This is a genomic window from Neobacillus vireti (assembly GCF_036962345.1).
Lineage (GTDB): Bacteria > Bacillota > Bacilli > Bacillales > Cytobacillaceae > Neobacillus > Neobacillus vireti_A.
This window is the reverse complement of record NZ_JBALNB010000010.1, coordinates 185,292-209,990: the sequence shown is the minus strand read 5'-3', so window position 1 is coordinate 209,990 and position 24,699 is coordinate 185,292. Positions and strand designations below refer to the sequence as shown.

At 38.1% G+C, this 24,699-nt stretch carries 25 protein-coding genes and 1 pseudogene; 22 read left to right on the top strand and 4 right to left on the bottom strand.

The genetic code is table 11. From position 1 onward, the window contains the following. The first annotated feature begins 61 nt into the window (after positions 1 to 61). On the top strand, positions 62 to 859 hold the full coding sequence (locus tag V7108_RS13200) for a phosphatidylserine decarboxylase (RefSeq protein ID WP_335568484.1): 798 nt from the start codon (positions 62 to 64) through the stop codon (positions 857 to 859). A gap of 51 nt (positions 860 to 910) precedes the next feature. On the opposite strand, the gene V7108_RS13195 is transcribed toward V7108_RS13200, so the two are convergent. Beyond that, positions 911 to 1,051, bottom strand: coding sequence for a sporulation histidine kinase inhibitor Sda (locus tag V7108_RS13195; protein WP_335509795.1), 141 nt, complete (start codon positions 1,049 to 1,051; stop codon positions 911 to 913). Positions 1,052 to 1,478: 427 nt separating this feature from the next. Between V7108_RS13195 and V7108_RS13190 the strand changes: the two genes are divergently transcribed. Genes V7108_RS13190 through V7108_RS13155 form a run of 8 tightly spaced genes read left to right on the top strand, consistent with a single transcriptional unit; the run spans position 1,479 to position 6,517 of the window. Further along, positions 1,479 to 1,994: a YqeG family HAD IIIA-type phosphatase gene (locus V7108_RS13190; RefSeq protein WP_335568483.1), complete on the top strand. Its 516-nt coding sequence runs from the start codon at positions 1,479 to 1,481 to the stop codon at positions 1,992 to 1,994. Positions 1,995 to 2,024: 30 nt separating this feature from the next. Next, on the top strand, positions 2,025 to 3,107 hold the full coding sequence (yqeH, locus tag V7108_RS13185) for a ribosome biogenesis GTPase YqeH (RefSeq protein ID WP_335568524.1): 1,083 nt from the start codon (positions 2,025 to 2,027) through the stop codon (positions 3,105 to 3,107). Between the two features lie 26 nt (positions 3,108 to 3,133). Beyond that, positions 3,134 to 3,973, top strand: a complete 840-nt coding sequence (gene aroE / locus V7108_RS13180) for a shikimate dehydrogenase (protein WP_335509791.1) — start codon at positions 3,134 to 3,136, stop codon at positions 3,971 to 3,973. Next, on the top strand, positions 3,967 to 4,257 hold the full coding sequence (yhbY, locus tag V7108_RS13175) for a ribosome assembly RNA-binding protein YhbY (protein ID WP_335509789.1): 291 nt from the start codon (positions 3,967 to 3,969) through the stop codon (positions 4,255 to 4,257). Before aroE ends, yhbY begins: the two co-directional genes overlap by 7 nt. Positions 4,258 to 4,273: 16 nt before the next feature. Next, positions 4,274 to 4,843, top strand: coding sequence for a nicotinate-nucleotide adenylyltransferase (locus tag V7108_RS13170; RefSeq protein ID WP_335509786.1), 570 nt, complete (start codon positions 4,274 to 4,276; stop codon positions 4,841 to 4,843). After that, complete coding sequence (yqeK, locus tag V7108_RS13165; RefSeq protein WP_335568482.1) at positions 4,833 to 5,402, top strand: bis(5'-nucleosyl)-tetraphosphatase (symmetrical) YqeK; 570 nt, start codon at positions 4,833 to 4,835, stop codon at positions 5,400 to 5,402. The genes V7108_RS13170 and yqeK overlap by 11 nt, the downstream gene beginning before the upstream one ends. A 3-nt stretch (positions 5,403 to 5,405) precedes the next feature. Then, a complete protein-coding gene (rsfS, locus tag V7108_RS13160; protein ID WP_335568481.1) occupies positions 5,406 to 5,762 on the top strand; it encodes a ribosome silencing factor in 357 nt (118 codons plus the stop codon). Further along, positions 5,759 to 6,517, top strand: coding sequence for a class I SAM-dependent DNA methyltransferase (locus V7108_RS13155; RefSeq protein ID WP_335568480.1), 759 nt, complete (start codon positions 5,759 to 5,761; stop codon positions 6,515 to 6,517). Before rsfS ends, V7108_RS13155 begins: the two co-directional genes overlap by 4 nt. A 52-nt stretch (positions 6,518 to 6,569) precedes the next feature. On the opposite strand, the gene comER is transcribed toward V7108_RS13155, so the two are convergent. After that, entirely contained in the window at positions 6,570 to 7,394 is an 825-nt protein-coding gene (gene comER, locus V7108_RS13150) for a late competence protein ComER (RefSeq protein ID WP_335509779.1), read from the bottom strand. Between the two features lie 87 nt (positions 7,395 to 7,481). On the opposite strand from comER, the gene V7108_RS13145 reads away from it, so the two are divergent. The 3 genes and pseudogenes from V7108_RS13145 to V7108_RS13135 all read left to right on the top strand — a co-directional run bounded on the left by V7108_RS13145 (position 7,482) and on the right by V7108_RS13135 (position 11,044). After that, positions 7,482 to 8,111, top strand: a complete 630-nt coding sequence (locus tag V7108_RS13145; RefSeq protein WP_335568479.1) for a helix-hairpin-helix domain-containing protein — start codon at positions 7,482 to 7,484, stop codon at positions 8,109 to 8,111. Between the two features lie 78 nt (positions 8,112 to 8,189). Then, positions 8,190 to 8,636 (top strand): annotated as a pseudogene (locus V7108_RS13140) (ComE operon protein 2); the annotation flags it as partial. A gap of 77 nt (positions 8,637 to 8,713) precedes the next feature. Continuing rightward, complete coding sequence (locus V7108_RS13135) at positions 8,714 to 11,044, top strand: DNA internalization-related competence protein ComEC/Rec2 (protein ID WP_335568478.1); 2,331 nt, start codon at positions 8,714 to 8,716, stop codon at positions 11,042 to 11,044. Positions 11,045 to 11,112: 68 nt separating this feature from the next. On the opposite strand, the gene V7108_RS13130 is transcribed toward V7108_RS13135, so the two are convergent. Continuing rightward, on the bottom strand, positions 11,113 to 11,247 hold the full coding sequence (locus tag V7108_RS13130) for a YqzM family protein (RefSeq protein WP_045517769.1): 135 nt from the start codon (positions 11,245 to 11,247) through the stop codon (positions 11,113 to 11,115). Positions 11,248 to 11,557: 310 nt separating this feature from the next. On the opposite strand from V7108_RS13130, the gene holA reads away from it, so the two are divergent. Beyond that, positions 11,558 to 12,574: a DNA polymerase III subunit delta gene (gene holA / locus V7108_RS13125; RefSeq protein WP_335568477.1), complete on the top strand. Its 1,017-nt coding sequence runs from the start codon at positions 11,558 to 11,560 to the stop codon at positions 12,572 to 12,574. Between the two features lie 53 nt (positions 12,575 to 12,627). Here the strand turns inward: holA and rpsT are convergent, their stop codons facing one another. After that, on the bottom strand, positions 12,628 to 12,888 hold the full coding sequence (gene rpsT, locus V7108_RS13120) for a 30S ribosomal protein S20 (RefSeq protein ID WP_335510439.1): 261 nt from the start codon (positions 12,886 to 12,888) through the stop codon (positions 12,628 to 12,630). 509 nt (positions 12,889 to 13,397) lie between these two features. On the opposite strand from rpsT, the gene gpr reads away from it, so the two are divergent. The 9 genes from gpr to dnaJ all read left to right on the top strand — a co-directional run bounded on the left by gpr (position 13,398) and on the right by dnaJ (position 24,687). Next, positions 13,398 to 14,534 carry a GPR endopeptidase gene (gpr, locus tag V7108_RS13115; protein ID WP_335510437.1) on the top strand — a complete coding sequence of 379 codons (1,137 nt, stop codon included), beginning with the start codon at positions 13,398 to 13,400 and terminating at the stop codon, positions 14,532 to 14,534. Positions 14,535 to 14,628: 94 nt separating this feature from the next. Beyond that, positions 14,629 to 15,822, top strand: coding sequence for a stage II sporulation protein P (gene spoIIP, locus V7108_RS13110; protein ID WP_335510435.1), 1,194 nt, complete (start codon positions 14,629 to 14,631; stop codon positions 15,820 to 15,822). A 19-nt stretch (positions 15,823 to 15,841) separates the two neighbouring features. After that, the gene (locus tag V7108_RS13105) at positions 15,842 to 16,168 is read left to right on the top strand and encodes a DUF3679 domain-containing protein (RefSeq protein WP_335510433.1); all 327 of its coding nucleotides are present in this window, start codon (positions 15,842 to 15,844) and stop codon (positions 16,166 to 16,168) included. Positions 16,169 to 16,309: 141 nt separating this feature from the next. Beyond that, positions 16,310 to 18,145, top strand: coding sequence for a translation elongation factor 4 (lepA, locus tag V7108_RS13100; protein WP_335510432.1), 1,836 nt, complete (start codon positions 16,310 to 16,312; stop codon positions 18,143 to 18,145). A 147-nt stretch (positions 18,146 to 18,292) separates the two neighbouring features. Continuing rightward, entirely contained in the window at positions 18,293 to 19,435 is a 1,143-nt protein-coding gene (gene hemW, locus V7108_RS13095) for a radical SAM family heme chaperone HemW (RefSeq protein WP_335510430.1), read from the top strand. Between the two features lie 123 nt (positions 19,436 to 19,558). Further along, the gene (gene hrcA / locus V7108_RS13090; RefSeq protein WP_335510427.1) at positions 19,559 to 20,587 is read left to right on the top strand and encodes a heat-inducible transcriptional repressor HrcA; all 1,029 of its coding nucleotides are present in this window, start codon (positions 19,559 to 19,561) and stop codon (positions 20,585 to 20,587) included. A 135-nt stretch (positions 20,588 to 20,722) separates the two neighbouring features. Further along, positions 20,723 to 21,313: a nucleotide exchange factor GrpE gene (grpE, locus tag V7108_RS13085; protein WP_335568476.1), complete on the top strand. Its 591-nt coding sequence runs from the start codon at positions 20,723 to 20,725 to the stop codon at positions 21,311 to 21,313. A gap of 33 nt (positions 21,314 to 21,346) precedes the next feature. Beyond that, a complete protein-coding gene (gene dnaK / locus V7108_RS13080) occupies positions 21,347 to 23,179 on the top strand; it encodes a molecular chaperone DnaK (RefSeq protein WP_335568475.1) in 1,833 nt (610 codons plus the stop codon). A 383-nt stretch (positions 23,180 to 23,562) separates the two neighbouring features. Continuing rightward, a complete protein-coding gene (gene dnaJ, locus V7108_RS13075) occupies positions 23,563 to 24,687 on the top strand; it encodes a molecular chaperone DnaJ (protein WP_335568474.1) in 1,125 nt (374 codons plus the stop codon). Positions 24,688 to 24,699 lie beyond the last annotated feature (12 nt).

Sequence of the window (24,699 nt, the reverse complement as noted above, 5' to 3'; positions counted from 1 at the left end):
AATATTAAGCTTTTTAGTCGGTTTCGTAAAGAGTATTTTTACACTTTTTGGGGGTAATACGATGTTGAAGCATGTATATCGTTTCATGATAGAATTAACAAATGGAAAATGGTCATCTGTGATTTTAAAGGTATTTGCACGTTCTAGACTTAGCAAATTGGTTGTCCCTTCGTTCGCGAAGATTTATCACCTAAATCAGAGTGAAATGGATAAAGCAATACATGAATATCCTACCCTTCATGATTTATTTATTCGAACATTAAAGAAAGAAGTACGAAAAGTCGATACAAGTACTAAAACAGTGGTAAGCCCTGTAGATGCCGTCATTGAGGATGTGGGGACTATCAATCAAACGAGTGAAATGGTTGTAAAGGGTAAAACCTATTCCATTCAAGAAATGCTTGGAAGTCAGGAGTCTGCAAATAAATATTTACAAGGTACATATATAATACTCTATTTAAGCCCGAGTCATTATCATCGGATACATAGTCCTGTAAAGGGAACTATTGTTAAACAATGGACACTCGGATCAAAATCTTATCCTGTTAATAAAATGGGATTAAAATATGGAGTTCGAACTTTAGCAAAAAATTACCGAATGATTACAGAAGTAGATACATCCTATGGGTATACGGCTATTGTGAAAGTTGGAGCCATGTTTGTAAATTCAATTGAAAGAACGCATACAGGAACAGAGCTTGAAAAAGGTGACGAAATGGCCTATTTCAGTTTCGGCTCAACGGTTGTATTGTTGTTTGAAAAGGGGATCTTTCAGCTGGATTCCTCTATTGAAACACCAGAGGATATTAGAATCGGTGAAAAAATTGGACTGCTGATCAAGGAAAATGGCGGTGATTAAATAACATCTCTTAAAAAAGAAAAAGCCCTCTAGGGGCATAGTATAAGATTCTTATGAAGAAATCTGCAATTTTTTAAATAGGGAACGGCGATGTATTTCTGTTTCAATAAGTTGAATAAACTCTGGACATAAATTTAATTCTCTTGCTTTAAAGTAGGATTCGATTAGTAACTCATCTGACAGTTTACGCAAGCCAGAATGCACCTCCATATAAAAAATAAATGGTACTAAAAATTTTAAAAGAAGCATAAAATGGTAGGTTCAATTGGTGTACCCTAAATCTACCAAATTAACTTGAATCGGACAACCTTTCCAATTATTCACAATTAGCCGTGGATAACTTGTGACTAATTTGTTTATAAATTATTAAAAAGTGACTGAAACAATGGGTATAATGTTAATAACTTTATCCACAGGAGTGGAAAGACTGGGATTTTGTCGAAAAATATTTTTTAAATTTAGGATTTACGGCAATATGTTTTCAATTCTCTGTAAAAAAAGTCCGGCTATGACAAATAATAAATCATACTATAATTAATTCGTTTTATTTTGATACAAAGGTTAAAATTGGTTATGATGGTACAGATAAACAGAAGTTAATTAATGAGGTGTAAGCTTAGTGTTAAAGAATTTTTTACCTAATGAACATGTTAAGAGCATATTAGATATTGATCCTGTAGAATTGAAAAAAAGAGGAATTAAGGGAATTATAACGGATTTGGATAATACGCTTGTGGAATGGGATCGACCAAATGCGACACCTGAGCTAATAAAATGGTTCGAACAAATTAAAAAACACAATATTCTCGTGACTATTGTTTCTAATAATAATGAAATGCGAGTAAAAGAATTCTCGGATCCTTTGCAAATACCATTTATCTTTCGAGCGAGGAAACCGACGGTACGTGCGTTTAATAAGGCTCTTTCTCAAATGGGTATTAGAAAGGAAGATGCTGTTGTTATTGGAGATCAATTATTAACGGATGTCTTTGGTGGAAACCGAAGCGGATTTCACACCATTCTGGTGGTCCCTGTTGCACAAACAGATGGTTTTTTTACAAAATTTAACCGATTTGCTGAACGAAGAATTTTGAATTGGTTCAGAAGAAAAGGCTTGATTCAATGGGAGGATTAAAGTGTGAGTGAACAAGAGCAAAATTTATGTATGGGGTGCGGTGTAAAGGTCCAAACTGAGAACCCGGCGGAGTTAGGATATGCACCGTCATCAGCACTTGAAAAAGAAGCGATTATTTGTCAACGCTGTTTTCGGCTTAAGCACTATAACGAGGTTCAGGATGTTAGTTTAACCGATGATGACTTTCTCAAAATTTTAAATGGGATTGGTCAGACGGATGCATTAATTGTGATGATTGTGGACATTTTTGATTTTAATGGTAGCTGGCTGCCTGGTTTACACCGATTTGTAGGAAAGAACAAAATCGTCCTGGTGGGGAACAAAGTTGACCTTCTGCCAAAATCAGTAAAACATAACAAATTGATTAATTGGATGAAACAAGAATCAAAAGAGCTGGGGTTAAGGCCAGAAGAGGTTTTCTTAGTCAGTGCAGAGAAAGGCAAGTTCATCAATGAAACGGCTGCTGCCATTGACGAATTGCGAAATGGAAAAGATGTCTATGTCGTAGGATGTACAAATGTAGGGAAATCTACATTTATAAATAGAATCATTAAGGAAGTTACGGGTGAAGAGGATATTATTACTACATCGCACTTTCCCGGCACTACTTTAGACATTATAAAAATCCCGCTTGAGGATGGAAAATCTCTGATTGATTCACCTGGAATTATCAATCATCATCAAATGGCTCACTTTGTAGATAAGAGAGATTTAAAAGTGATTACTCCCAAAAAGGAAATAAAACCAAAGGTATTCCAATTAAATGAAGGTCAAACTTTATTTTTTGGAGGATTGGCGAGATTTGACTTTATAAGCGGAGACAGAGCCTCATTTGTCTGTCACGTATCTAATGAACTGAACATTCATCGCACAAAAACAGAAAATGCAGATGAACTATATAGAACCCACATAGGGGAAATGCTAGCTCCACCGCGAAAAGATGAAGTAGATTCATTTCCTGAGCTAGTAAAACAAGAATTTGTGATTAAGGATGCCAAGACGGATGTTGTGTTTTCGGGTTTAGGGTGGATAACCGTTAACGATCCAGGGGTAAAGGTTGCGGCATACGTTCCTAAAGGTGTTCAAACACTAATACGTAAATCCTTAATCTAAAATAGAGTAAATGGGGGGAGAAACAGGTGGAAAAACTTTTAGCGGTTCTTGGAAATCCAATTGGTCACTCAATGTCGCCAGTTATGCTTAATGATGTAATAAAGGTAAATAATATTGAAGCTTATTATCTCCCATTTCATGTGAAAAATGACGATCTTCCAGCTGCTATCCGTGGCTTAAGAGCAATTGGCGTATTAGGTTTTAATGTGACAATTCCACATAAAACTGCCATCATTCCTTTGTTAGATGAAGTGGATAAACTGGCTTTAAGCATAGGGGCCGTTAACACGGTTGTAAATGAAAATGGAAGGTTAATTGGCTATAATACGGATGGATATGGATTTTTAAAGGGGCTAAACGCATATATTACTTCCTTATCGGATAAAAAAGTATTAGTCATTGGGGCGGGTGGAGCAGCAAGAGCTATTTATTTTACTATGGCAAAAATGAAGCCCTTAGCAATTGACATCGCTAATCGGACTATCGGCAAGGCAGAGGAGCTTATTGCGGCTTGTCCATTTGATACATCTTCCAAAGCTTTATCTTTAGTTGAGGCAGGAGATCAATTGGCGGAATATGATGTGATAATACAAACCACGATGATTGGGATGCACCCGAAAATTGAAGAGATACCGATTAGTCTCGAACATTTAAATCAACAGTCACTGGTTTGTGATATAATTTACAACCCGCTTGAAACCCAGTTTTTAAAAGAAGCTCGGGAAAAAGGGGCAACCATTCAGAATGGAATCGATATGTTTGTTTATCAAGGGGCACTTGCTTTTGAAAAATGGACTGGAATTTTCCCTGATGTAAATCGAATGAGAGAGAATGTATTACTACAGCTTGGAGGCGTGAAATGTTAACAGGTAAACAAAAAAGGTTTTTGAGATCAAAAGCTCATCATTTAGATCCCATCTTTCAAGTAGGAAAAGGTGGAGTAAATGAAAATATGATCAAGCAGGTAGCGGATGCTTTGGAAGCAAGAGAGCTATTTAAAATCAGTGTTCTGCAAAATTGTGAAGAAGATAAAAATGTTGTTGCAGAGCAATTGGCAGAAGGTACAGGAGCGGATATTGTCCAGATTATTGGAAATACTATAGTACTTTACAAAGAATCGGTGGAAAAGAAACAAATTTCGCTTCCATAGTAAAGGAGCTGTCATCATGACAAAGGTTGGGATTTTGGGAGGGACATTTGACCCGCCTCATTACGGACATTTATTAATTGCAAATGAGGTACTCTCTGAACTTAATCTTGATGAAATTTGGTTTATGCCAAACCAAGAGCCTCCTCACAAGCAAAAATCAGAATCTGTTGAAAATATCGACCGTTTGCAAATGCTAGAGCTTTCGATTGAAGGGAACCCTGCATTTAAAATTGAAAAGATTGAACTTGAGAGGTTAGGTCCTTCATTTACGGTCGATACCATGAAAATCTTAAATGAGCGATTTCCTGAACATCAATTTTACTTCATCATTGGTGCCGATATGATCGAATATCTGCCTAAATGGCATATGATTGATGAATTGATTGAGCTTGTACAATTTGTTGGTGTTGAAAGACCAAAATATAGCTCAGAAACAGAATATCCTATTACTTATGTGGACATACCTGCATTTGAAGTTTCGTCCAGTATGATCAGAAAGAGAGTCGAACAAGGCAGGAGTGTTCGCTATTTATTACCCGACCGGGTCATTGATTTTATTAGGGAGAACCATTTATATGGAACGTGAAGCAGCATTAAAAATTGTCAAAGAACAGTTAACAGACCATCGATACCAGCATACATTAGGCGTCATGGAAACAGCTATTGCTTTAGCGAAACTATATGGTGCCGATGAAAAAAAAGCGGAACTAGCGGCGATTTTTCATGATTATGCAAAGTTTCGTAATAAGGATGAAATGAGGCAAATCATTTTATCGGAAAAGTTTCCTGAAGACTTACTTCACTATCACTCAGAATTGTGGCATGCTCCCGTGGGTGCCTATTTGGTCGAAAAGGAAGCAGGAGTCAAGGATAAAGAAGTACTGAATGCCATCCGCTTTCATACATCAGGAAGACCAGGAATGACGCTGTTGGAAAAAGTAATCTATTTAGCCGATTATATTGAACCAGGTCGACATTTTCCAGGTGTTGAGGATGTAAGAGCCTTAGCAAAACAAGATTTAGACAATGCTTTAATACAAGCAGTTAAAAACACCATCCTATTCTTAATGAAAAAGAATCAATCGGTTTACCCCGATAGCTTTCAAACATATAATGATCTCGTAATGAAGAGACAGGAGGACTGATTAATGTCTAATCAGGAGTTATTAAAAATTGCGGTAAAAGCAGCAGATGATAAAAGAGCAGAAGATATTCTAGCACTGAATATGCAGGGGATTTCCTTAATTGCCGATTATTTTATTATTTGTCATGGAAACTCTGACAAACAAGTACAGGCAATTGCTAGAGAAATCAAAGAGAAGGCAGAAGAAAACGGATATAATGTGAAAAGAATGGAAGGCTTCGATGAGGCAACGTGGATCTTAATTGACCTTGGAGATGTGGTTGCACACGTTTTCCACCGTGATGAAAGAAGTTATTATAAATTAGAGCGGTTATGGGGAGATGCTCCTCTAGAGGATATTCACAGTGAGTTGACCACATGAGTTATGAACAGTTTGCCTATCTTTATGACGAGCTCATGCAAGATGCTCCCTATGATGAATGGGTTCGATTTGTTAAAGATAAATTGAAAAAATATCAGGTTGATGGTAAAAATCTGCTTGATTTGGCCTGTGGCACAGGAGAGCTCTCCGTTCGCTTTGCTAAGGAGGGCTTTTCCGTTGTTGGAATAGACTTATCAGGTGATATGCTTGCCGTTGCCCAGGCAAAAGCACAGGAGGAAGGCCTGCAAATACCTTTTTTTGAGCAGGACATGGTAAGTATTGAAGGTCATGGAGAATTCGATATTATTGGGATTTTTTGCGATTCTTTAAACTACTTGGAATCAGATCGTGATGTCATACATACTTTTTCTAGTGCTTTACATCATCTAAAGGATGACGGGATATTCTTTTTTGATGTTCACTCCACTTATAAAATTGCTGAGGTTTTTCTCAATCAAACCTTTGTATCTACAGAAGATCAAGTATCTTATATTTGGAATAGCTTTCCCGGTGAAAATCCGAATAGTGTTGAACATGAACTAAGTTTCTTTGTACTAGATGAGCAAACCGGCAAATACAATCGTTACGATGAGCTTCATATCCAAAGAACCTACCCAGTTGAACAGTATTCAGAATGGTTAGCAGAAGTTGGATTTGAACTCCTCGAAGTCTGTGCTGATTTCGACAATATCCAACCACAGCCGAATTCAGAGCGAATATTTTTTATTGCAAAAAAAAAGCCATCTTTTAAATAAAAAAGATGGCTTTTTTTGAAAAAAATAAAGGATTTTGTTAAATCTTAGCGAATTAATGTTTATAGAACTGCGTATTTACCTTTTCTATGTCTTCATTAAACTTTGAATGTGTCGCATGGAAAAGATGTTCAAAGACATCTCCAAGCTCTTCCTCCATCACTTTAATGCCCTCACCTGTAATACCGCCCTTAACACAAACTTTTTCTTGCAAGGAAGGTAATGTATAATGCCCTTGTTTTATTAGCTCCCCGAGACCTATAATCATTTCACTTGCCATAACAGTAGCCGTTTCTTCATCAATCTCCGTTTCTTTTACCGCCGCAAGAATAAATCGCTGCAGCAGGTAACTGAAAAATGCTGGACCACAGCTAACGATATCGGATGCCACTCTTGTGATTGTCTCATCAATAGTTACTGGTACCGAAATTTTCGTAAACAAACTCTCCACTTTTGTTTTCCAATTTTCACTACAATTTTCACCATAGGTTATGAGAGACACTCCCGCTAATGCCCTGTTTGTAATACTTGGAATAACCCTGGCAACAGAACAAGCTGTTAACGCTTCAAGTTGGTTTGTGTCAATAGGACTGGTAATGGAAATGACACATTTTCTGGTACCTAAATGGGGATTAATTTCAGTTAGAATAGAATGAACATCCAACGGTTTGACACAAACGAATACTAAATCGGATTGAGATGCTACCTCAGCAGCATTTTCTCCAACTCTTATATTTTTATATTTATCTTTAAGCAGCATCGCTTTAGTTTTTGTCCTATTCGTAATGACCATTGAAGAAGGGGATACTGCCTTTCCATCGATCAAAGCCTCGATCAAAATTGTCCCCATATTACCGGTACCGATGATACCAATTTTCATTATTCCGACCCTCCTTCGAATGCAGATTCTCTAATAACAATATGAGATTTAGTTGTGAAATATACCACTTGAAAGGATGGATTCATGTTGAAGGACTGGATTATAGAGCATAAGAAGTATGTAATGATTGCCGCCGTAATCGCTTTTGCTGCCATTTTTTATTTCTTAGAGGAAAGTAAATCATCTGTAAGTAATCTAGAAAATATCGTTCCACAAAGTATCACGGAGGAGAAAGAAACCGAGCTTTCGCCAGAACAAATAACTGAACCTCAAAGCATTATTGTAGATGTTAAAGGTCAAGTGAAAATGCCGGGTGTGTATTCATCAGCTGAGGGTGAACGCGTAATAGATGTGATAAATCGTGCTGGAGGATTAACGGAGAACGGTGATGAAAGTCAGGTGAACTTTGCTGAGCATGTACAAGATGCGATGGTTATTTATATTCCTGCGAAGGGAGAGGAGGGCATTGCTGGTGATGGGGGAACTGCCGGGTCTGTTATGAATACCGGTGGTGACAAACAAGCAAAAATAAATTTAAATAAAGCAGATGAAAATGTATTGCAAAACCTTCCTGGAATTGGTCCTTCAAAGGCTGCAGCGATATTGGAATACAGAGAGACAAATGGCGTATTTAAAAGTGTGGAAGATTTGAAAAATATTAGTGGAATCGGTGATAAAACATTCGAAAAACTTAAAGATCTTATAACTGTTAAATAAGAATTACAATTGACCTTTTAAAGCCGCAGATATTACACTAAAAGAGAGAAAAAAATCGAATTTTGGGGAGTTGAGGAAGTGGAACGCATTTCATGGGATCAGTATTTTATGGCACAAAGCCATTTGCTGGCATTAAGAAGTACATGTACAAGGCTAACGGTAGGCGCAACCATAGTCAGAGACAAGCGAATCATTGCCGGAGGTTACAATGGATCAATTGCCGGGGGAGACCATTGTATTGATAAAGGTTGTTATGTTATTGATAACCATTGTGTTAGAACGATCCATGCTGAAATGAATGCACTTTTACAATGTGCTAAGTTCGGTGTGCCTACAGCGGACTCCGAAATTTATGTTACTCATTTCCCATGTCTCCAATGCTGTAAAGCTATTATTCAAGCTGGGATTAAAACAGTTTATTATGCCGAGGATTATAAAAACCACCCTCACGCTATTGAATTATTTCAGCAAGCAAATGTTAAGACGGAAAAAGTAGAATTAAAAGAATCAGTTATTGATTTCCGGAAAATGGGACAATAAAAGCAAATTTAACGCCGGCAGCCCCGGCGTTAAATACACCCTCTAAAATATGGAGAAAACATATGAATGGTAAATACTTTTATTATGCGATTGTAGCTTTATTAGGCGTATTAACCTCGATTTTCAATTTTTTACTCTTCTTACTTATTTCCATCGTTTATCTCTGCCTCCTCTTTCGCTATAAAAAATACTCAAAACTACAGTTAATAATCGTTATCTGCCTCTTTATCACTTTTTTATTTACCAGTCATGCAGTTGTAACAAATAATAAAACCACCCTGTCAGATTCAACCACTACCTTTTATGTCGAGTATATGGAGAACACCAAAGTGGATGGTGATTTACTGCAAGTTACTGCGTTTGATATAAAGCATAAAGAAAAGCTATTAATTCGCTATAAAATTAAATCAGAATCAGAGAAATGGTCCTTAAAAGATACCAATTTTTACGGGCGCTTATGCCAAATAAAAGGAAAGTTAAGCGATCCTTCTATTGCTAAAAACCCGAATGCTTTCAACTATCGAAACTATTTAGCCAATAAACAAATATATAAGATCGTTGAATTAAATGGACATCCGCTTCAAAGATGTGCTGTTGTGAAATCAACGCCGATAACCATGATTAAAGAATGGCGTTTTATGGGCATCAATTATCTTGAAAAGAACTTTCCAACTGAAATTGCAGCCCTTTCAGCAGCATTGATTTTTGGGGATAGGAGTATGTTCGATCCGGAGGTTTTAATCGATTATCAAAAGACTGGTATTGTTCATTTATTAGCAATATCTGGACTTCATGTTTCATTGTTAATAGGGATGGTCTTTTATTTAGGAATTAGAATCGGGTTGACTCGGCAATTTATGTTTAATTTTCTTCTCATTCTTTTACCGATTTATGCAATTTTAACTGGTGCCTCACCATCCGTGATTCGGGCTGTCTTAACGCTATTCCTCGTATTGTCGGCAGTAAGATGGAAAAAACAAATAAGGATGTCACCTGTTGATGCCATAAGCCTTACATTTATGATTTATGTATTCTTTACACCTTTAATTATATTCGATGTAGGTTTTCAACTATCATTTTCAGTTAGTTTTGCCATTATTTTATCTGCCTCCAGCATTTTGCCTTGGTACCAACGAAGTATTTCATCGATGATTGTTATATCCATAATTGCCCAACTCGGTGCACTTCCAATATTACTGTACCATTTCTTTGAAATTTCCTTTATTAGTATTGCAGCAAACCTCCTCTACATTCCGCTATTTTCGTTTGTGTTTGTTCCAGGCTTATATTTTTTGTATTTCATTCAGCTCATTTTTGGAGCGACACCCTCATTTTTAATAAATTTACTCATGAACATCATTATCCTAGCTAATGGGCTTATTCATCGGCTTGCAGATATATCCACTCTGCAGCTCATTACAGGGAGACCCAATTTGATTAACTTCTTCCTTTATTTATTGATTATTCTCGCTATTTTTATATTATGGGAGGCGGGTTTACAGAAAAAAAGAAAACAAATGGCCATGCTCTTAGCCATCGTTTTGTTTACCTTTCAAAACGTTTGGAATTGGGTTAACCCATTTGGAGAAGTCACCATGATTGATGTTGGGCAGGGCGACAGTATTTTAATACATCATCCATTCGGGGAAGGTACTTATTTAATCGATACGGGGGGAACGATTGTCTTCGAAGAGGACGAATGGAAGAAACCTGCAAAACCCTTTGAGGTTGGGAGAGATGTGGTGGTACCTTTTTTGAAAGGAAAGGGCATTAAACAACTAGATAAACTTATTCTTACACATGGTGATGCAGACCATATTGGCGGAGCCCTTGCTGTTTTGGAAGAGATAAAAGTAAAACAAATCATTTTGCCTTCCGTTATAGAGTTATCTCCCTCAGTGCAGCGTATTATTAAGGAAGCTCAAGAAAGAAGAGTTCAGGTAGTCGTGGTAGCGGAAGGGAGTCAATGGGAGAATAAAAACAGCGCATTCTATGTTTTAAGTCCAGAAAAAAATTACCAAGGTGATACAAATGGTGGATCGATTGCTCTATTAGCATACATTGGCGGACTGAATTGGTTTTTTGGAGGTGATCTCGATCAAGAAGGGGAGGAAAGGATCGTTAGGAAATATCCCGATTTGAATATCGATGTACTAAAGGCTGGGCACCATGGCAGTAAAACCTCTAGCGGTGAGATGTTTATCAACAAGATTACCCCAGCCATTGCATGGATTTCAGTTGGTGAAAGAAATCGCTATGGTCACCCGCATAGTGAGGTGCTAGAGCGCTTATCTAACTCAGCTGTATACAGGACCGATCAACATGGTGCGATTACCTACAGGTTTTATCAGAACACTGGAACCTTTTCATCCTTTTTACATACGATAAAGTAATAACTCATCACAAAATGAAAAAGAGACTGCATGGCTGCAGCCTCTAAAACTAATTATGTAGCCTAACATTAGGATCCGATGATTTTAATAACGGTAGCAATAATAAACATTGTAGCAAAAAAACCAAAAGAAACGATAAACCCTACCCCAGAATCAATTGCGTCGTTACGTTTACTTTGCACATTCTTTTCAAATTCATTCACAATTTACCCCTCCTATTTCACAATATAGTATAAGCGATTTATTTTAAAAAATCCAGTATACATTCAATATCTGCTTCCTTTATTGACAAGAGTTGACACAAATACTTTAAACCAAAAAGGTGACACTAAATTTACACAAGGAACTCCGCCAAGCGATTAAAAGATCCTAGGGCTTTAATTGCAGGCGTTCATCATAGATCGGGAATTGGCGCTTATTCTCTAAGTCGTCAATTCCCTTTTAACACTTGTCAAATTGTCCAAGCTTCATTACGATAGATAATGGAATGTGAATTGAAGGGGAGCTTGGATAATGGTATTAGATATTTGGAAACAAATTAAACAAAGGGAAATTGCTCCCATTTATTTATTATATGGTACTGAGGCGTTTTTAATCAATGAAACGAAACAAATGCTGCTTAACCAGGTTTTAAACGAAGACGAAATGGACTTTAATTTTACTGCATATGATTTAGAAGAAACTCCGATTGAAACGGCTTTAGAAGACGCAGAAACCTTTCCGTTTTTAGGCGAAAAAAAAGTGATTTTTTTACATAATCCTAAATTTTTAACAGCTGAAAAACAAAAAGAAAAAATTGATCATAATCTCTCACGACTAGAAGAATATATAAAAGAACCAGCACCATACACCGTTCTTGTTATCTCGGCGCCATATGAAAAGCTGGACGAACGAAAGAAAATTACCAAAGAGCTAAAACGAACAGCAGTCACTGTCGAAGCAAAGAAATTAAATGAATTTGAATTAAAAAATTGGGTGAAGGAAAGAGCAAAAGCAAATGGAATCATTTTCGAGTCTGATGCACTTGAACGATTACTTACCCTTGTAGGAACGAACATGTTTATGATCACGAGTGAAGTTGATAAATTAGCTTTATATGCTTCTGACGATAAAAAAATAAATGCTTCAATGGTGGAAAAGTTAGTCTCAAGGTCACTGGAACAAAATATTTTTACACTTATAGAAAAAGTTGTTCAACGGAAACCAGAAGATGCCCTTCGCATTTATTATGATTTATTAAAGCAAAATGAAGAGCCGATAAAAATATTAGCATTGCTTGCAGGGCAATTTAGATTGATTTATCAGGTGAAGGAGCTGTCTAGAAGAGGATATGGACAACAGCAAATGGCTGGATTTTTAAAAGCTCACCCTTTTCGGGTAAAGCTTGCGGCTGGTCAAGCCAACCAATTTACGGATGAGGATTTGACCAATCTGATGACGATGCTTGCAAATGCTGATCACCAGATGAAAACGGGCGGAATGAATAAGTCATTATTGATTGAGATGCTATTATTTAAAATAAGACGCTAAAGCAACAACAAAAAAACGATTCCAGATGGGAATCGTTTTTTTATGCACTCTTATTATAAAGAGTTAGCTTTTTTAGCAAGACGTGATTTTTTACGAGCAGCAGCATTTTTATGGATAAGTCCTTTAGCAGCAGCCTTGTCTAGTTTGCTAGCAGCACTTGAGAATGCTTCTTTAGCTGCAGGAGCATCGTTAAGAGTAACAGCAGCTTCTACTTTCTTAACAGCCGTACGCATAGCAGATTTAGCAGTTGTATTTTGAGCATTACGAGCTTCGCTTGTTTTTACACGCTTAATAGCAGATTTAATGTTAGGCATTACTTTCACCTCCTACAAAGAATCGAGACTATATGAACTCGACTTTACCTTCATTCACAATTAATCAGAACAAAAGATATTTTATCAAACCAAACCCTAGATTGCAATACTAGATTCTTTACATATCACAATAAACTTGAATGTTTTCGCGGAAAAGGGGCAAAAATAGGAAATAGTTTCTAAGGAAAAAAGCGGAAGCGACTTCGGAACAAGCACAGCTTGTTCCTGCGAGGTAAATCTAAGGAGCTTTCCTTAGTGCCCAGGGGCGACAGGCATAAGACGAGCCGGCGAGAAGGTTGCTCTTTACCTTCTTGACGGATTGTAAGAAAAGTGGAGGCGACTGCTCTGGGACGAAGGCGTAAGACGCACACTGCAAGAAGGCGCTTTTTGCCTTCTTCAGGGGGTGGCTTACGACTCGAGTCCCAAGGAGCCGGAACTAGACATGCTTATGACCCCGAGCCCCTAGTCGCTGGAGCTGGAATAAGAAATTGGAGATGGGAGCGATATATATGAAAGACAACATTAGCAGCAATATCGACTTAAGCCAATACTCAATTCGAACGGATTTAGCAATTGAATCTAGAGAAATGGTCATTGCCAGCAGGGAGGGAACTGTTGATCAAGAGAAGGACCTTTCACAAATTGAAGGGGTCATCATTAAAGAAAAAGATGTTGATGATATAAAAATTTCATTGGTGGAGGTCACTGCAGAAGGTGCAAAACAATTAGGTAAAAAACCAGGACGTTATTTAACCCTCGAAGTACAAGGAATTCGACAGCAGGATACGCCGTTACAGCAAAAGGTTGAGGAAATTTTTGCTAAAGAATTTGCTCACTTCTTAGAAGGCGCCGGGATTAAAAAAGACGCGTCCTGTCTTATTGTTGGATTGGGAAATTGGAATGTTACCCCTGATGCACTTGGGCCCATGGTGTGTGAGAATCTATTAATCACCAGACACTTATTCCAATTACAGCCTGAAAACGTAGAGGAAGGCTATCGTCCGGTTAGTTCCTTAGTTCCTGGGGTAATGGGATTAACAGGGATTGAGACCAGCGATATTATTTTTGGAGTAGTAGAAAAAACAAAACCTGACTTTGTCATTGCAATCGACGCTTTAGCCGCAAGATCGATAGAAAGAGTCAATTCGACGATACAAGTTTCTGACACAGGGATTCACCCGGGGTCGGGAGTTGGAAATAAAAGAAAAGAGTTAAGTAAGGAAACGTTGGGAGTTCCAGTTATTGCTATTGGTGTACCAACTGTAGTGGATGCCGTTTCCATCACTAGTGACACCATTGACTATATCCTTAAACATTTTGGCAAGGAGTTAAAGGAAGGGAATCGTCCGTCCAGAGCACTTGCACCAGCCGGTATGACATTCGGAAAGAGAAAAAAACTTACCGATGATGACCTGCCAGAAGAAAAACATCGTCAGACCTTCCTTGGAATGATTGGGACATTGGAAGAGGAAGAAAAACGTAAATTAATATACGAAGTGCTTGCTCCTTTGGGACACAATTTAATGGTAACTCCAAAGGAAGTGGATGTATTTATAGAAGACATGGCAAACCTGATTGCAAGCGGGTTGAATGCTGCGCTTCACAGTAATGTCGACCAAGGAAATGCAGGATACTATACAAGATAATATGATTTGACCACCTCTCAACCTAAGAATAATGGTTCTAGTAATTCTAGTGGAGTCATAAGTATTTACTAGAATCAAATTGAGAGGTGGAACCATGAAATCTACTAAACATTCCGGATTGTTTTTGACCGTACATGCGACAAATTTAATTAAAGTAACCTCTATTGTCTTATTGTTTATGATTTTGGTCTTTTCTATCAGCGGGCTTCTAACATCTTTAAAGCCCCAATATAGACTTATGTCAGATTCGGTTAATACAGCCACAAATCAAATAAATGGTAAAATGCTCTACCAACTGATGGCTTGGGAGAATCATCATTTTTTAACTATTGAGGATAATTTAACAGCTAGCCCAAAATTAACCAATGTAATTTTTAAGCTTTCAAGCAATATTAATTTAAATGACCCAAGAAGTCTTTTAGGCAGAGAGCTTCCAGGATTTTATCAGTTTGATGGACAAATTGTTGTTGCTGGTCAAGGTTCAAATTATACCAATATGCCGATGGAGTCTGCACCTCCAATAGAAATAATGTTGGCTGAGCGGGAGGCTTCCTTGCAAAATATAGAGGGAATAGAGGAAGGTACAGGTAACGTAACGCCTTCACAGCCACCTAACACAACCACAGGTGATAAAAAGGTTGTACATCTCTACTTTACACATAATCGCGAATCCTATTTACCTTATTTACAAGGGGTTACCGATCCCAACCTTGCCTATCACTCTCAGTTAAATGTCACTAAAATAGGTGATCAATTAAAAGCAGGCCTTGAGGCGAGGGGAATTGGAACTTCTATTGATAAATCTGATGTAATGGGTCAGGTAAAGATGGCTGGTGCATATTCGAAGTCAGGAGAATTGGTTAGGACGGCAATGGCTTCAAATCGTGAAATACAATATTTAATTGATATCCATCGAGATGCACGCCGAAAAGATAAAACGACCCCGATTGTAAATGGACAACCATATGCACAGCTTGTTTTTGTTATAGGTGGTAAAAATCCAAATTACGAAAAAAATCTAAAATTGGCGACAGACCTCCATAATCTTTTGGAGAAAAAATACAAAGGTTTAAGCTATGGGGTTATGAAAAACCAAGGTGCTGGTCAGAATGGAGTCTACAATCAAAATTTATCTGAGAATGCTTTATTAATTGAATTTGGCGGTGTTGATAATACGATGGAAGAGTTAAACCGTTCTGCGGAGGCACTTGCAGATGTCTTTAGTGAATACTTTTGGCAGGCTGAAAAGGTAAATCAAGATGTTGAGGAGTCTACGGATAAACAATAGGGATAAAGGAGCATGTCCTATGAAAATGTTCATGCTGAAATTTTTCGGTGTCTTGGCGATAATGTTCATTTCGGTGTTAGCTGGAATGCAGCTCGCTAATGACGGGATTCATAAAATGAAGGGCTATGACGACCCGAATTTTCAAAATGCTGTAGCGATAGATGACGATGGTGAGCATGTGAAGGCAACTTTTTTGGGAAATAACATATCGAGTCACGATCTAAATGAAAAGAAAAAGAAACTTGAAGAAATAAGTGCCTTTAATCTTTTCTCATCTATGGGAAAGAAGATTTCTGAAGGTGTTACCAGTGCATCAGAAAAACTAATTAACCTACTAACTCAATAATATTCTTAGAGCGGTTCCGTAATGGTCCCCGCTCTTTTATTTGTAAAGACCACGTTCATTCAGTTTTAATTGAATCTTATTTCCCGTACTGATATAATCAAAAATAGTCTACAGGTCCGAGTTATAGTAGGAGTGGAATACATGAATAGAGAAGAAAAACTAAAAAGACAATCAAAAATAAGAAATTTTTCAATTATTGCCCATATTGACCACGGGAAATCAACATTAGCAGATCGTATTTTAGAAAAAACCAATGCATTAACTTCGCGTGAAATGAAGGCCCAGCTTCTAGATTCGATGGATTTAGAGAGAGAACGCGGGATTACGATTAAGTTAAATGCTGTACAATTAAAATACAAAGCAAAAGATGGGGAAGAGTACACCTTCCATCTTATCGATACGCCGGGACACGTCGATTTTACCTATGAGGTATCACGTTCCCTTGCTGCTTGTGAAGGTGCTGTTTTGGTTGTTGACGCGGCGCAGGGGATTGAAGCACAAACCTTAGCGAATGTTTACCTTGCACTAGATAATAACCTTGAAATCTTACCTGTTATTAATAAAATCGACTTACCTAGTGCTGAGCCTGAAAGAGTCCGTAATGAAATTGAAGAGGTTATTGGACTTGATGCCTCTGAAGCGGTTTTAGCATCTGCTAAAGCTGGAATTGGGATTGAGGATATCCTTGAACAGGTTGTTAAGTCTGTTCCTGCCCCAACTGGTGACCCTGATGCTCCATTAAAAGCATTGATTTTTGATTCCCTTTATGATGCTTATAGAGGTGTAGTAGCCTATATTCGAGTTGTCGATGGCAGTGTAAAAGTAGGCGATAAAATTAAAATGATGGCAACCGGTGCAGAATTTGAAGTAAATGAAGTAGGGGTATTTACACCAAAAGCTACACTTCAAGACGAGTTAACAGTTGGTGATGTTGGATTCCTGTCCGCTTCTATTAAAAATGTAGGCGATACTCGTGTCGGTGATACGATTACAAATGCAAAAAATGGAGCAACTGAACCGCTGCCAGGATATCGAAAATTAAATCCAATGGTGTATTGCGGATTGTATCCAATCGATACAGCGAAATTTAATGATTTACGTGAAGCACTCGAAAAGCTGCAGTTAAATGATTCTGCGCTTCAATTCGAGCCTGAAACTTCCCAAGCACTAGGCTTTGGATTTCGCTGTGGGTTCTTAGGTCTGCTTCATATGGAGATTATTCAGGAACGGATAGAACGTGAATTTAAGATTGATTTGATTACAACGGCTCCGAGTGTTATCTATGATGTACACTTGACAGATGGCACTCAAATAAAAGTGGATAACCCTTCCAATCTTCCGGATCCACAGAAAATTGACCATGTTGAAGAGCCTTACGTAAAAGCAACGATGATGGCTCCAAATGAATATGTCGGTGCGATTATGGAGTTGTGTCAGCAAAAGCGTGGTATTTTTATTAATATGGAATACCAAGGTGAAAACCGTGTAAGCATCATCTATGAAGTTCCTTTAGCAGAAATTGTTTATGACTTCTTTGATCAACTTAAGTCCAGCACGCGAGGCTATGCGTCATTTGATTATGAATTAATTGGCTACAAACCGTCTAGCTTGGTTAAAATGGATATATTGTTAAACGCTGAAAAGGTGGATGCCTTAAGCTTTATCGTTCATAAAGATTTTGCCTACGAACGCGGCAAAGTCATTGTTGAGAAGCTAAAGGAATTAATCCCAAGGCAGCAATTCGAAGTTCCTGTCCAAGCTGCTATTGGTCAAAAAATTGTTGCTCGTTCAACCATTAAATCTATGGGTAAAAACGTATTGGCTAAATGTTATGGGGGAGATATTTCCCGTAAACGAAAGCTGCTTGAGAAACAAAAAGAAGGTAAAAAACGGATGAAACAGGTTGGGTCTGTCGAAGTCCCACAAGAAGCCTTCATGGCTGTCCTAAAAATGGATGATAACAATTCAAAAAAATAAAAAACAAAACGGGAGGTTAGGACAAGTCTATTAATAGGCAAAATCCAGCCTCTTTTCTTTCTATGAAGCCCAAACTCATAAAGAAATTTAGAAAAGCGGCCTCATAAGTGATACATGAAGCCAGAACCGAAATAAGAAGGTGAAAGTATGATTAAAGCTGCCTATCTCCATATCCCTTTTTGTGAACATATTTGCCATTACTGTGATTTCAATAAAGTTTTCCTGAAAGGGCAGCCGGTAGACCAATATTTAGAGGCACTTGAGCAGGAAATGATTCTTACGTTACAACAATATCCAACTAATCAACTGGATACCATATTTGTGGGCGGCGGTACACCCACCTCCTTAAATGAGAGGCAGCTCGAGAAATTTTGTGAAAGTATTAACAGAAACTTGCCGATGAGTCATCAGCATGAATTTACCTTTGAAGCGAATCCGGGAGATTTAAGTAAGGAAAAGTTACAAATATTAAAGAATGCAGGTGTAAACCGACTCAGTCTAGGTGTTCAAACCTTTAATGACGAATTATTAAAAAAGATTGGACGTGTTCACCGAGCAAAGGACGTTTACCAAACAGTAGAAAGTGCAAAGTCTATTGGCTTCAAAAATATTAGCATTGATTTAATCTTCAGTCTGCCGACCCAAACCCTAACAGACTTTAAAGAGTCATTGACAGAAGCTTTTTCACTAGACATTCAACATTATTCGGCGTACTCGTTAATCATTGAACCTAAGACCGTTTTTTACAATCTCATGCAAAAAGGGAAACTTCCGACACCGGGAGAAGATACGGAAGCAGAGATGTATGTACTGCTAATGGAACAGATGGAAAACTATGGATTTAATCAATATGAAATTAGTAATTTTTCAAAGCCTGGCTATGAAAGCAAACATAACCTAACATACTGGAATAACGATTACTATTATGGGTTTGGTGCAGGAGCGCACAGCTATGTGAATGGCTGGAGACGCTCCAATGCAGGACCATTGAAGAAATATATGGAACAAATTTCTGACGGAAAACTCCCAATATTCCAGGAACACCAAACTACAAAAGCAGAACAAATAGAAGAAGAAATGTTTTTAGGTCTGCGTAAAACAGATGGCGTATCTATATCCCATTTCATCGAAAAGTTTGATATGGACCCACTGAAAATTTTTGAAAATGAGATATCTGATTTGATTGCTAAAAAATGGATAGAAGTAAAAAAGGATAATATATATTTAACAAAAAGAGGGCGGCTGTTAGGAAATGAAGTTTTTCAATCATTCTTAGGTGTCACAAATTGATGTTTTGGAAAGCTGCTTTTGTATTTCTTGATAGCAAATGATTGACACCCTCCCCCTATTTTTGATAATTTATTAATAGAATTAGCACTCGACTCTAATGAGTGCTAACAGAGGTGATGAAAGGTGTTAACAGATCGTCAATTATTGATTCTTCAGGTTATTGTTGATGATTTTATTCGGTCTGCACAACCTGTCGGCTCAAGGAGTTTGTCGAAAAAGGAAGAAATATCATTTAGTTCAGCGACTATACGGAATGAAATGTCTGATCTCGAAGAACTAGGCTATATTGAGAAAACACACACTTCTTCAGGTCGTGTACCTTCTGAAAAAGGTTATCGCTATTATGTTGACCATTTATTGTCGCCTCAAGCATTAGATAAACAGGATATAACGATCATACAGTCTATTTTTGCTGAGAAGATTTTTGAATTTGAAAAAATTATTCAAAAATCCGCCAAGATTTTATCAGATTTAACCAATTATACGTCCATCGTGTTAGGTCCTGCTGCAAGTTTAAATAAACTTAAAAGGATCCAAATCATTCCATTGAATAAGGAAACAGCCGTGGCAATCTTTGTAACCGATTCGGGGCATGTTGAGAATCGAACATTTTATTTGCCGCCAACTGTGGACGCAAGTGATTTGGAAAAAACGGTTAACATTTTAAACGAACGATTAACCGGTGTAGCGCTAGAAGACCTAAACGATAAAATCTACAAAGAAGTTGCCACACTTTTAAGGCAGCATATTAGAAATTACGATTTAATGCTGTATACGATTGCTGAATCCTTAAAAATGCCGGCAAATGAAAAACTATTCTTTGGTGGAAAGACCAATATGTTAAGTCAGCCCGAGTTTCATGATATCAGCAAAATCCGAGATCTGCTGCAAATGATTGACCATGAGGAATGGATTTACCCATTGATCAAACATAATTCAGCTGGTATTAACGTGAAGATCGGAACAGAAAACAAGAATAGTGCAATGGAAAATTGCAGCCTTATTACGGCAACCTATTCGGTTGGGACAGAAAGTTTAGGAACAATTGCCATTCTTGGTCCAACGAGAATGGAATATTCTCGGGTTATTAGCCTTTTAAAGTTTTTAAGTAAGGATTTAACCTCAGTATTAACAAACTTGTATCAAAAATAATAGTGGTGGAAATATTGAGTAAGGGTGAAATACTGCGTATCACACTTAGGTGAAATGGTTTAGTTTTCCCCTCCTCCCATTTTTAAAAAATTTAATTCTTAGATAGAAAGCTAATCCTTTAAGGAGGTGAGTAAGTTGACAGAAGAAAAGAACAACACGATTAGTGAAGAAGTTGAATCTCAAACAAACGAACATGCAGAACTTACCGATGTGGAAGTTGAAACTGTTTTTGGTGAAGATGAGAACTCAACTGACCAATCAACTACAGTGGACTATGCTGCTGAAATTCAAGCCCTTACTAGTAAGCTAGAGGAAGCGGACAATCGTTATTTGCGTCTTCAAGCTGATTTTGATAACTTCCGCCGTCGAACTCGATTAGATATCGAGGCCGGTGAAAAATATAAAGCACAAAAATTAGTCACTGAATTGCTGCCAGTTCTAGATAACTTTGAACGAGGCCTAAAAGTAGAAGCAGATAATGAGCAAACTAAATCTTTGCTTCAAGGAATGGAAATGGTATATCGCAGTTTAGTTGATGCCTTGAAAAAAGAAGGTGTCGAGCCAATTGAAGCTGTTGGTAAAGAATTTGATCCAAACTTCCATCAAGCCGTTATGCAAGGGGAAGATGAGAATTTTGGTTCCAACATTGTGACTGATGAATTCCAAAAAGGTTACATGTTAAAGGATCGTTTGATCCGCCCATCAATGGTTAAGGTAAACCAATAAAACCTACATATTGTTATCTAGGAGGAAAAGGTTATGAGTAAAATTATCGGTATTGACCTTGGTACAACAAACTCATGTGTCTCCGTTCTTGAAGGCGGCGAACCAAAGGTTATTCCAAATCCAGAAGGAAACCGCACAACGCCATCTGTTGTAGCATTTAAAAACGGTGAACGTCAAATAGGTGAAGTAGCTAAGCGTCAGGCTGTTACGAATCCAAATACCATCATGTCCATTAAAAGACATATGGGAACAGATTACAAAGTTGAAGTAGAAGGTAAGAATTATACTCCTCAAGAAATGTCAGCTATAATCCTTCAATATTTAAAATCTTATGCTGAAGATTATCTAGGAGAGCCAGTTACAAAGGCAGTTATTACTGTACCAGCTTACTTTAACGATGCTGAGCGTCAAGCAACAAAGGATGCAGGTAGAATCGCTGGTTTAGAAGTAGAGCGTATCATCAATGAACCTACTGCTGCTGCTCTTGCATATGGCTTAGATAAAACAGATCAAGATCAAACGATTCTAGTATATGACCTTGGCGGCGGTACGTTTGACGTATCCATCCTTGAACTAGGGGATGGCGTATTTGAAGTAAAAGCAACTGCAGGTGATAACCGTCTTGGTGGGGATGACTTTGACCAAGTTATCATCGATTACCTTGTTGAACAATTCAAAAAGGAAAATGGTATTGATCTATCTCAAGATAAAATGGCATTACAACGCTTAAAAGATGCAGCAGAAAAAGCGAAAAAGGATTTATCTGGTGTAGCTTCAACGCAAATTTCTTTACCGTTTATCACTGCAGGTCCAGCTGGTCCACTTCACCTTGAAGTGACAATGACTAGAGCAAAATTTGATGAGTTGTCTGCTCATCTTGTAGAACGTACAATGGGACCAACTCGCCAAGCATTAAGTGATGCTGGTATTTCACCATCAGAGCTTGATAAGGTTATTCTTGTTGGAGGTTCAACTCGTATTCCTGCTGTTCAAGAAGCGATTAAAAAAGCTACTGGTCAGGAACCTCACCGCGGAGTTAACCCAGATGAAGTTGTTGCGATGGGTGCTGCGGTTCAAGGCGGCGTTATCACAGGTGATGTAAAGGATGTAGTGTTGCTTGACGTTACACCATTATCACTTGGTATCGAAACAATGGGCGGCGTGTTTACAAAATTGATTGACCGTAACACAACGATTCCAACATCAAAATCACAAGTTTTCTCGACTGCTGCTGATAACCAAACAGCTGTTGATATCCACGTTCTTCAAGGGGAACGTCCAATGGCGAATCTAAATAAAACATTAGGACGCTTCCAATTATCAGATATTCCACCAGCACCACGTGGAATCCCTCAAATTGAAGTAACGTTTGATATCGATAAAAACGGTATCGTAAATGTACGAGCAAAAGATCTTGGTACAAATAAAGAACAACAAATTACGATCAAATCTTCTACAGGTCTTTCTGATGAAGAAATTCAAAAAATGGTCAGAGAAGCAGAAGAAAACGCTGAAGCTGACAAGCAGCGTAAAGAAGAAGTGGAATTACGCAATGAAGCTGACCAACTAGTCTTCACGACTGAAAAAACATTAAAAGACTTAGAAGGTAAAGTAGACGCTGCAGAAGTTGCAAATGCTAATGAAGCAAAAGATGCTTTAAAAGCTGCAATTGAAAGCAATGATCTAGCTGAAATCCGTGCTAAGAAAGACGCTTTACAAGAAATTGTTCAAGCGTTAACAGTTAAGCTTTATGAACAAGCGGCTCAGGCAGCCCAAGGTGCACAAGGTGCAGAAGGCGGAGCTGCGGGTCCTAAAGATGACAACGTAGTCGACGCTGAATTTGAAGAAATCAAGGATGAAAAATAGAATTCGTCATACTAACTAATGAAAAAGTCAAAGTCAGCATCGGCTTTGGCTTTTTCTTTGGTTAAGGATATTATATTTCCAGCTATAGGCGCTATCGGCTCGAGGCATAATCTTGTCTAGTTGGGGTTCCTAGGGACTCGAGTCATAAGCCATCCACTGAAGAATGCAAAAGTGCCTTCTTTCATGGTTCGTCTTATGCCTTCGTCCCAGAGCAGTCGCCTCCACATTTCAGACAATCCGTCAAGAAGGTTAAAGAGCAACCTTCATGCCGGCTCATCTTATGCTAGTCGCCGATAAACAAGCGCCTTAAGCATTTCGTATTGCAATTAACTTCTCATAGATGTTAGAATAATCTTTATGTGAAAGATTCGGGAGTGGTAATCATGAGTAAACGGGATTACTATGAGGTGCTTGGTGTAAGTAAGAGCGCTTCTAAGGATGAAATAAAAAAGGCGTATCGGAAGCTCTCTAAACAATATCATCCAGATATTAATAAAGAGACTGATGCTGCGGATAAATTTAAAGAACTCGCTGAAGCTTATGAGGTTTTAAGCGATGATCAAAAAAAGGCACACTATGATCAATTTGGTCATACTGACCCAAATCAAGGCTTTGGCGGCGGAGATTTCGGCGGCGGTTTCGGTGGGTTTGAAGATATTTTTAATACTTTCTTTGGTGGCGGTGGATCGCGCCGACGTGACCCTAATGCCCCTAGACAAGGTGCAGATTTACAGTACACGATGACGATTTCTTTTGAAGAGGCTGCTTTTGGGAAAGAAACTGATATTGAAATACCTCGTGAAGAATCATGTGGTACATGTAATGGTTCAGGTGCGAAAAAGGGAACAAAACCTGAAACCTGTCAACATTGTCATGGAACAGGCCAGATAAATATTGAGCAAAATACACCGTTTGGCAGAGTTGTTAATCGCCGTACTTGTCACCACTGTAATGGAACAGGTAAAGAAATTAAACATAAATGTTCGACTTGCGGCGGCTCCGGTAAAGTGAAAAAGCGCAAAAAAATCCATGTGAAAATTCCTGCAGGTATTGACGATGGGCAACAGTTAAGGATTTCCGGACAAGGCGAGGGCGGTATTAACGGCGGCCCATCTGGAGATTTATATATCGTATTCCATGTAAGAGAACATGAGTTTTTTGAAAGAGATGGCGATGATGTTTATTGTGAAATGCCTATCACATTTGTTCAAGCCTCGCTGGGGGATGATATTGAAGTCCCAACCTTACATGGTAAAGTAAAACTTAAGGTTCCAGCCGGAACACAAACAGGAACGAAATTCCGACTCAAAGGAAAAGGGATTCCTAATGTTCGTGGTTATGGTGTGGGGGATCAACACATCATAGTTCGTATTATTACACCTACAAAGTTAACTGATAAACAAAAGCAACTTCTTCGCGAGTTTGCAGACCTTAGTGGTAATTCACCAATAGGGGAGCATGAAGAAGGCTTTTTCTCAAAAGTAAAAAGAGCCTTTAAGGGCGAGTAAAGATTGGAGTTG

Coding starts and splice junctions, on each gene's coding strand:
- yqeK (WP_335568482.1), top strand. CDS start 4,833: ATGGAACGTGAAGCAGCATTAAAAATTGTCAAAGAACAGTTAACAGAC.
- holA (WP_335568477.1), top strand. CDS start 11,558: ATGGTATTAGATATTTGGAAACAAATTAAACAAAGGGAAATTGCTCCC.
- comER (WP_335509779.1), bottom strand. CDS start 7,394: ATGAAAATTGGTATCATCGGTACCGGTAATATGGGGACAATTTTGATC.
- dnaJ (WP_335568474.1), top strand. CDS start 23,563: ATGAGTAAACGGGATTACTATGAGGTGCTTGGTGTAAGTAAGAGCGCT.
- hemW (WP_335510430.1), top strand. CDS start 18,293: ATGATTAAAGCTGCCTATCTCCATATCCCTTTTTGTGAACATATTTGC.
- V7108_RS13200 (WP_335568484.1), top strand. CDS start 62: ATGTTGAAGCATGTATATCGTTTCATGATAGAATTAACAAATGGAAAA.
- V7108_RS13135 (WP_335568478.1), top strand. CDS start 8,714: ATGAATGGTAAATACTTTTATTATGCGATTGTAGCTTTATTAGGCGTA.
- rsfS (WP_335568481.1), top strand. CDS start 5,406: ATGTCTAATCAGGAGTTATTAAAAATTGCGGTAAAAGCAGCAGATGAT.
- spoIIP (WP_335510435.1), top strand. CDS start 14,629: ATGAAATCTACTAAACATTCCGGATTGTTTTTGACCGTACATGCGACA.
- dnaK (WP_335568475.1), top strand. CDS start 21,347: ATGAGTAAAATTATCGGTATTGACCTTGGTACAACAAACTCATGTGTC.
- gpr (WP_335510437.1), top strand. CDS start 13,398: ATGAAAGACAACATTAGCAGCAATATCGACTTAAGCCAATACTCAATT.
- V7108_RS13105 (WP_335510433.1), top strand. CDS start 15,842: ATGAAAATGTTCATGCTGAAATTTTTCGGTGTCTTGGCGATAATGTTC.
- lepA (WP_335510432.1), top strand. CDS start 16,310: ATGAATAGAGAAGAAAAACTAAAAAGACAATCAAAAATAAGAAATTTT.
- yhbY (WP_335509789.1), top strand. CDS start 3,967: ATGTTAACAGGTAAACAAAAAAGGTTTTTGAGATCAAAAGCTCATCAT.
- yqeH (WP_335568524.1), top strand. CDS start 2,025: ATGGGGTGCGGTGTAAAGGTCCAAACTGAGAACCCGGCGGAGTTAGGA.
- V7108_RS13170 (WP_335509786.1), top strand. CDS start 4,274: ATGACAAAGGTTGGGATTTTGGGAGGGACATTTGACCCGCCTCATTAC.
- rpsT (WP_335510439.1), bottom strand. CDS start 12,888: ATGCCTAACATTAAATCTGCTATTAAGCGTGTAAAAACAAGCGAAGCT.
- V7108_RS13155 (WP_335568480.1), top strand. CDS start 5,759: ATGAGTTATGAACAGTTTGCCTATCTTTATGACGAGCTCATGCAAGAT.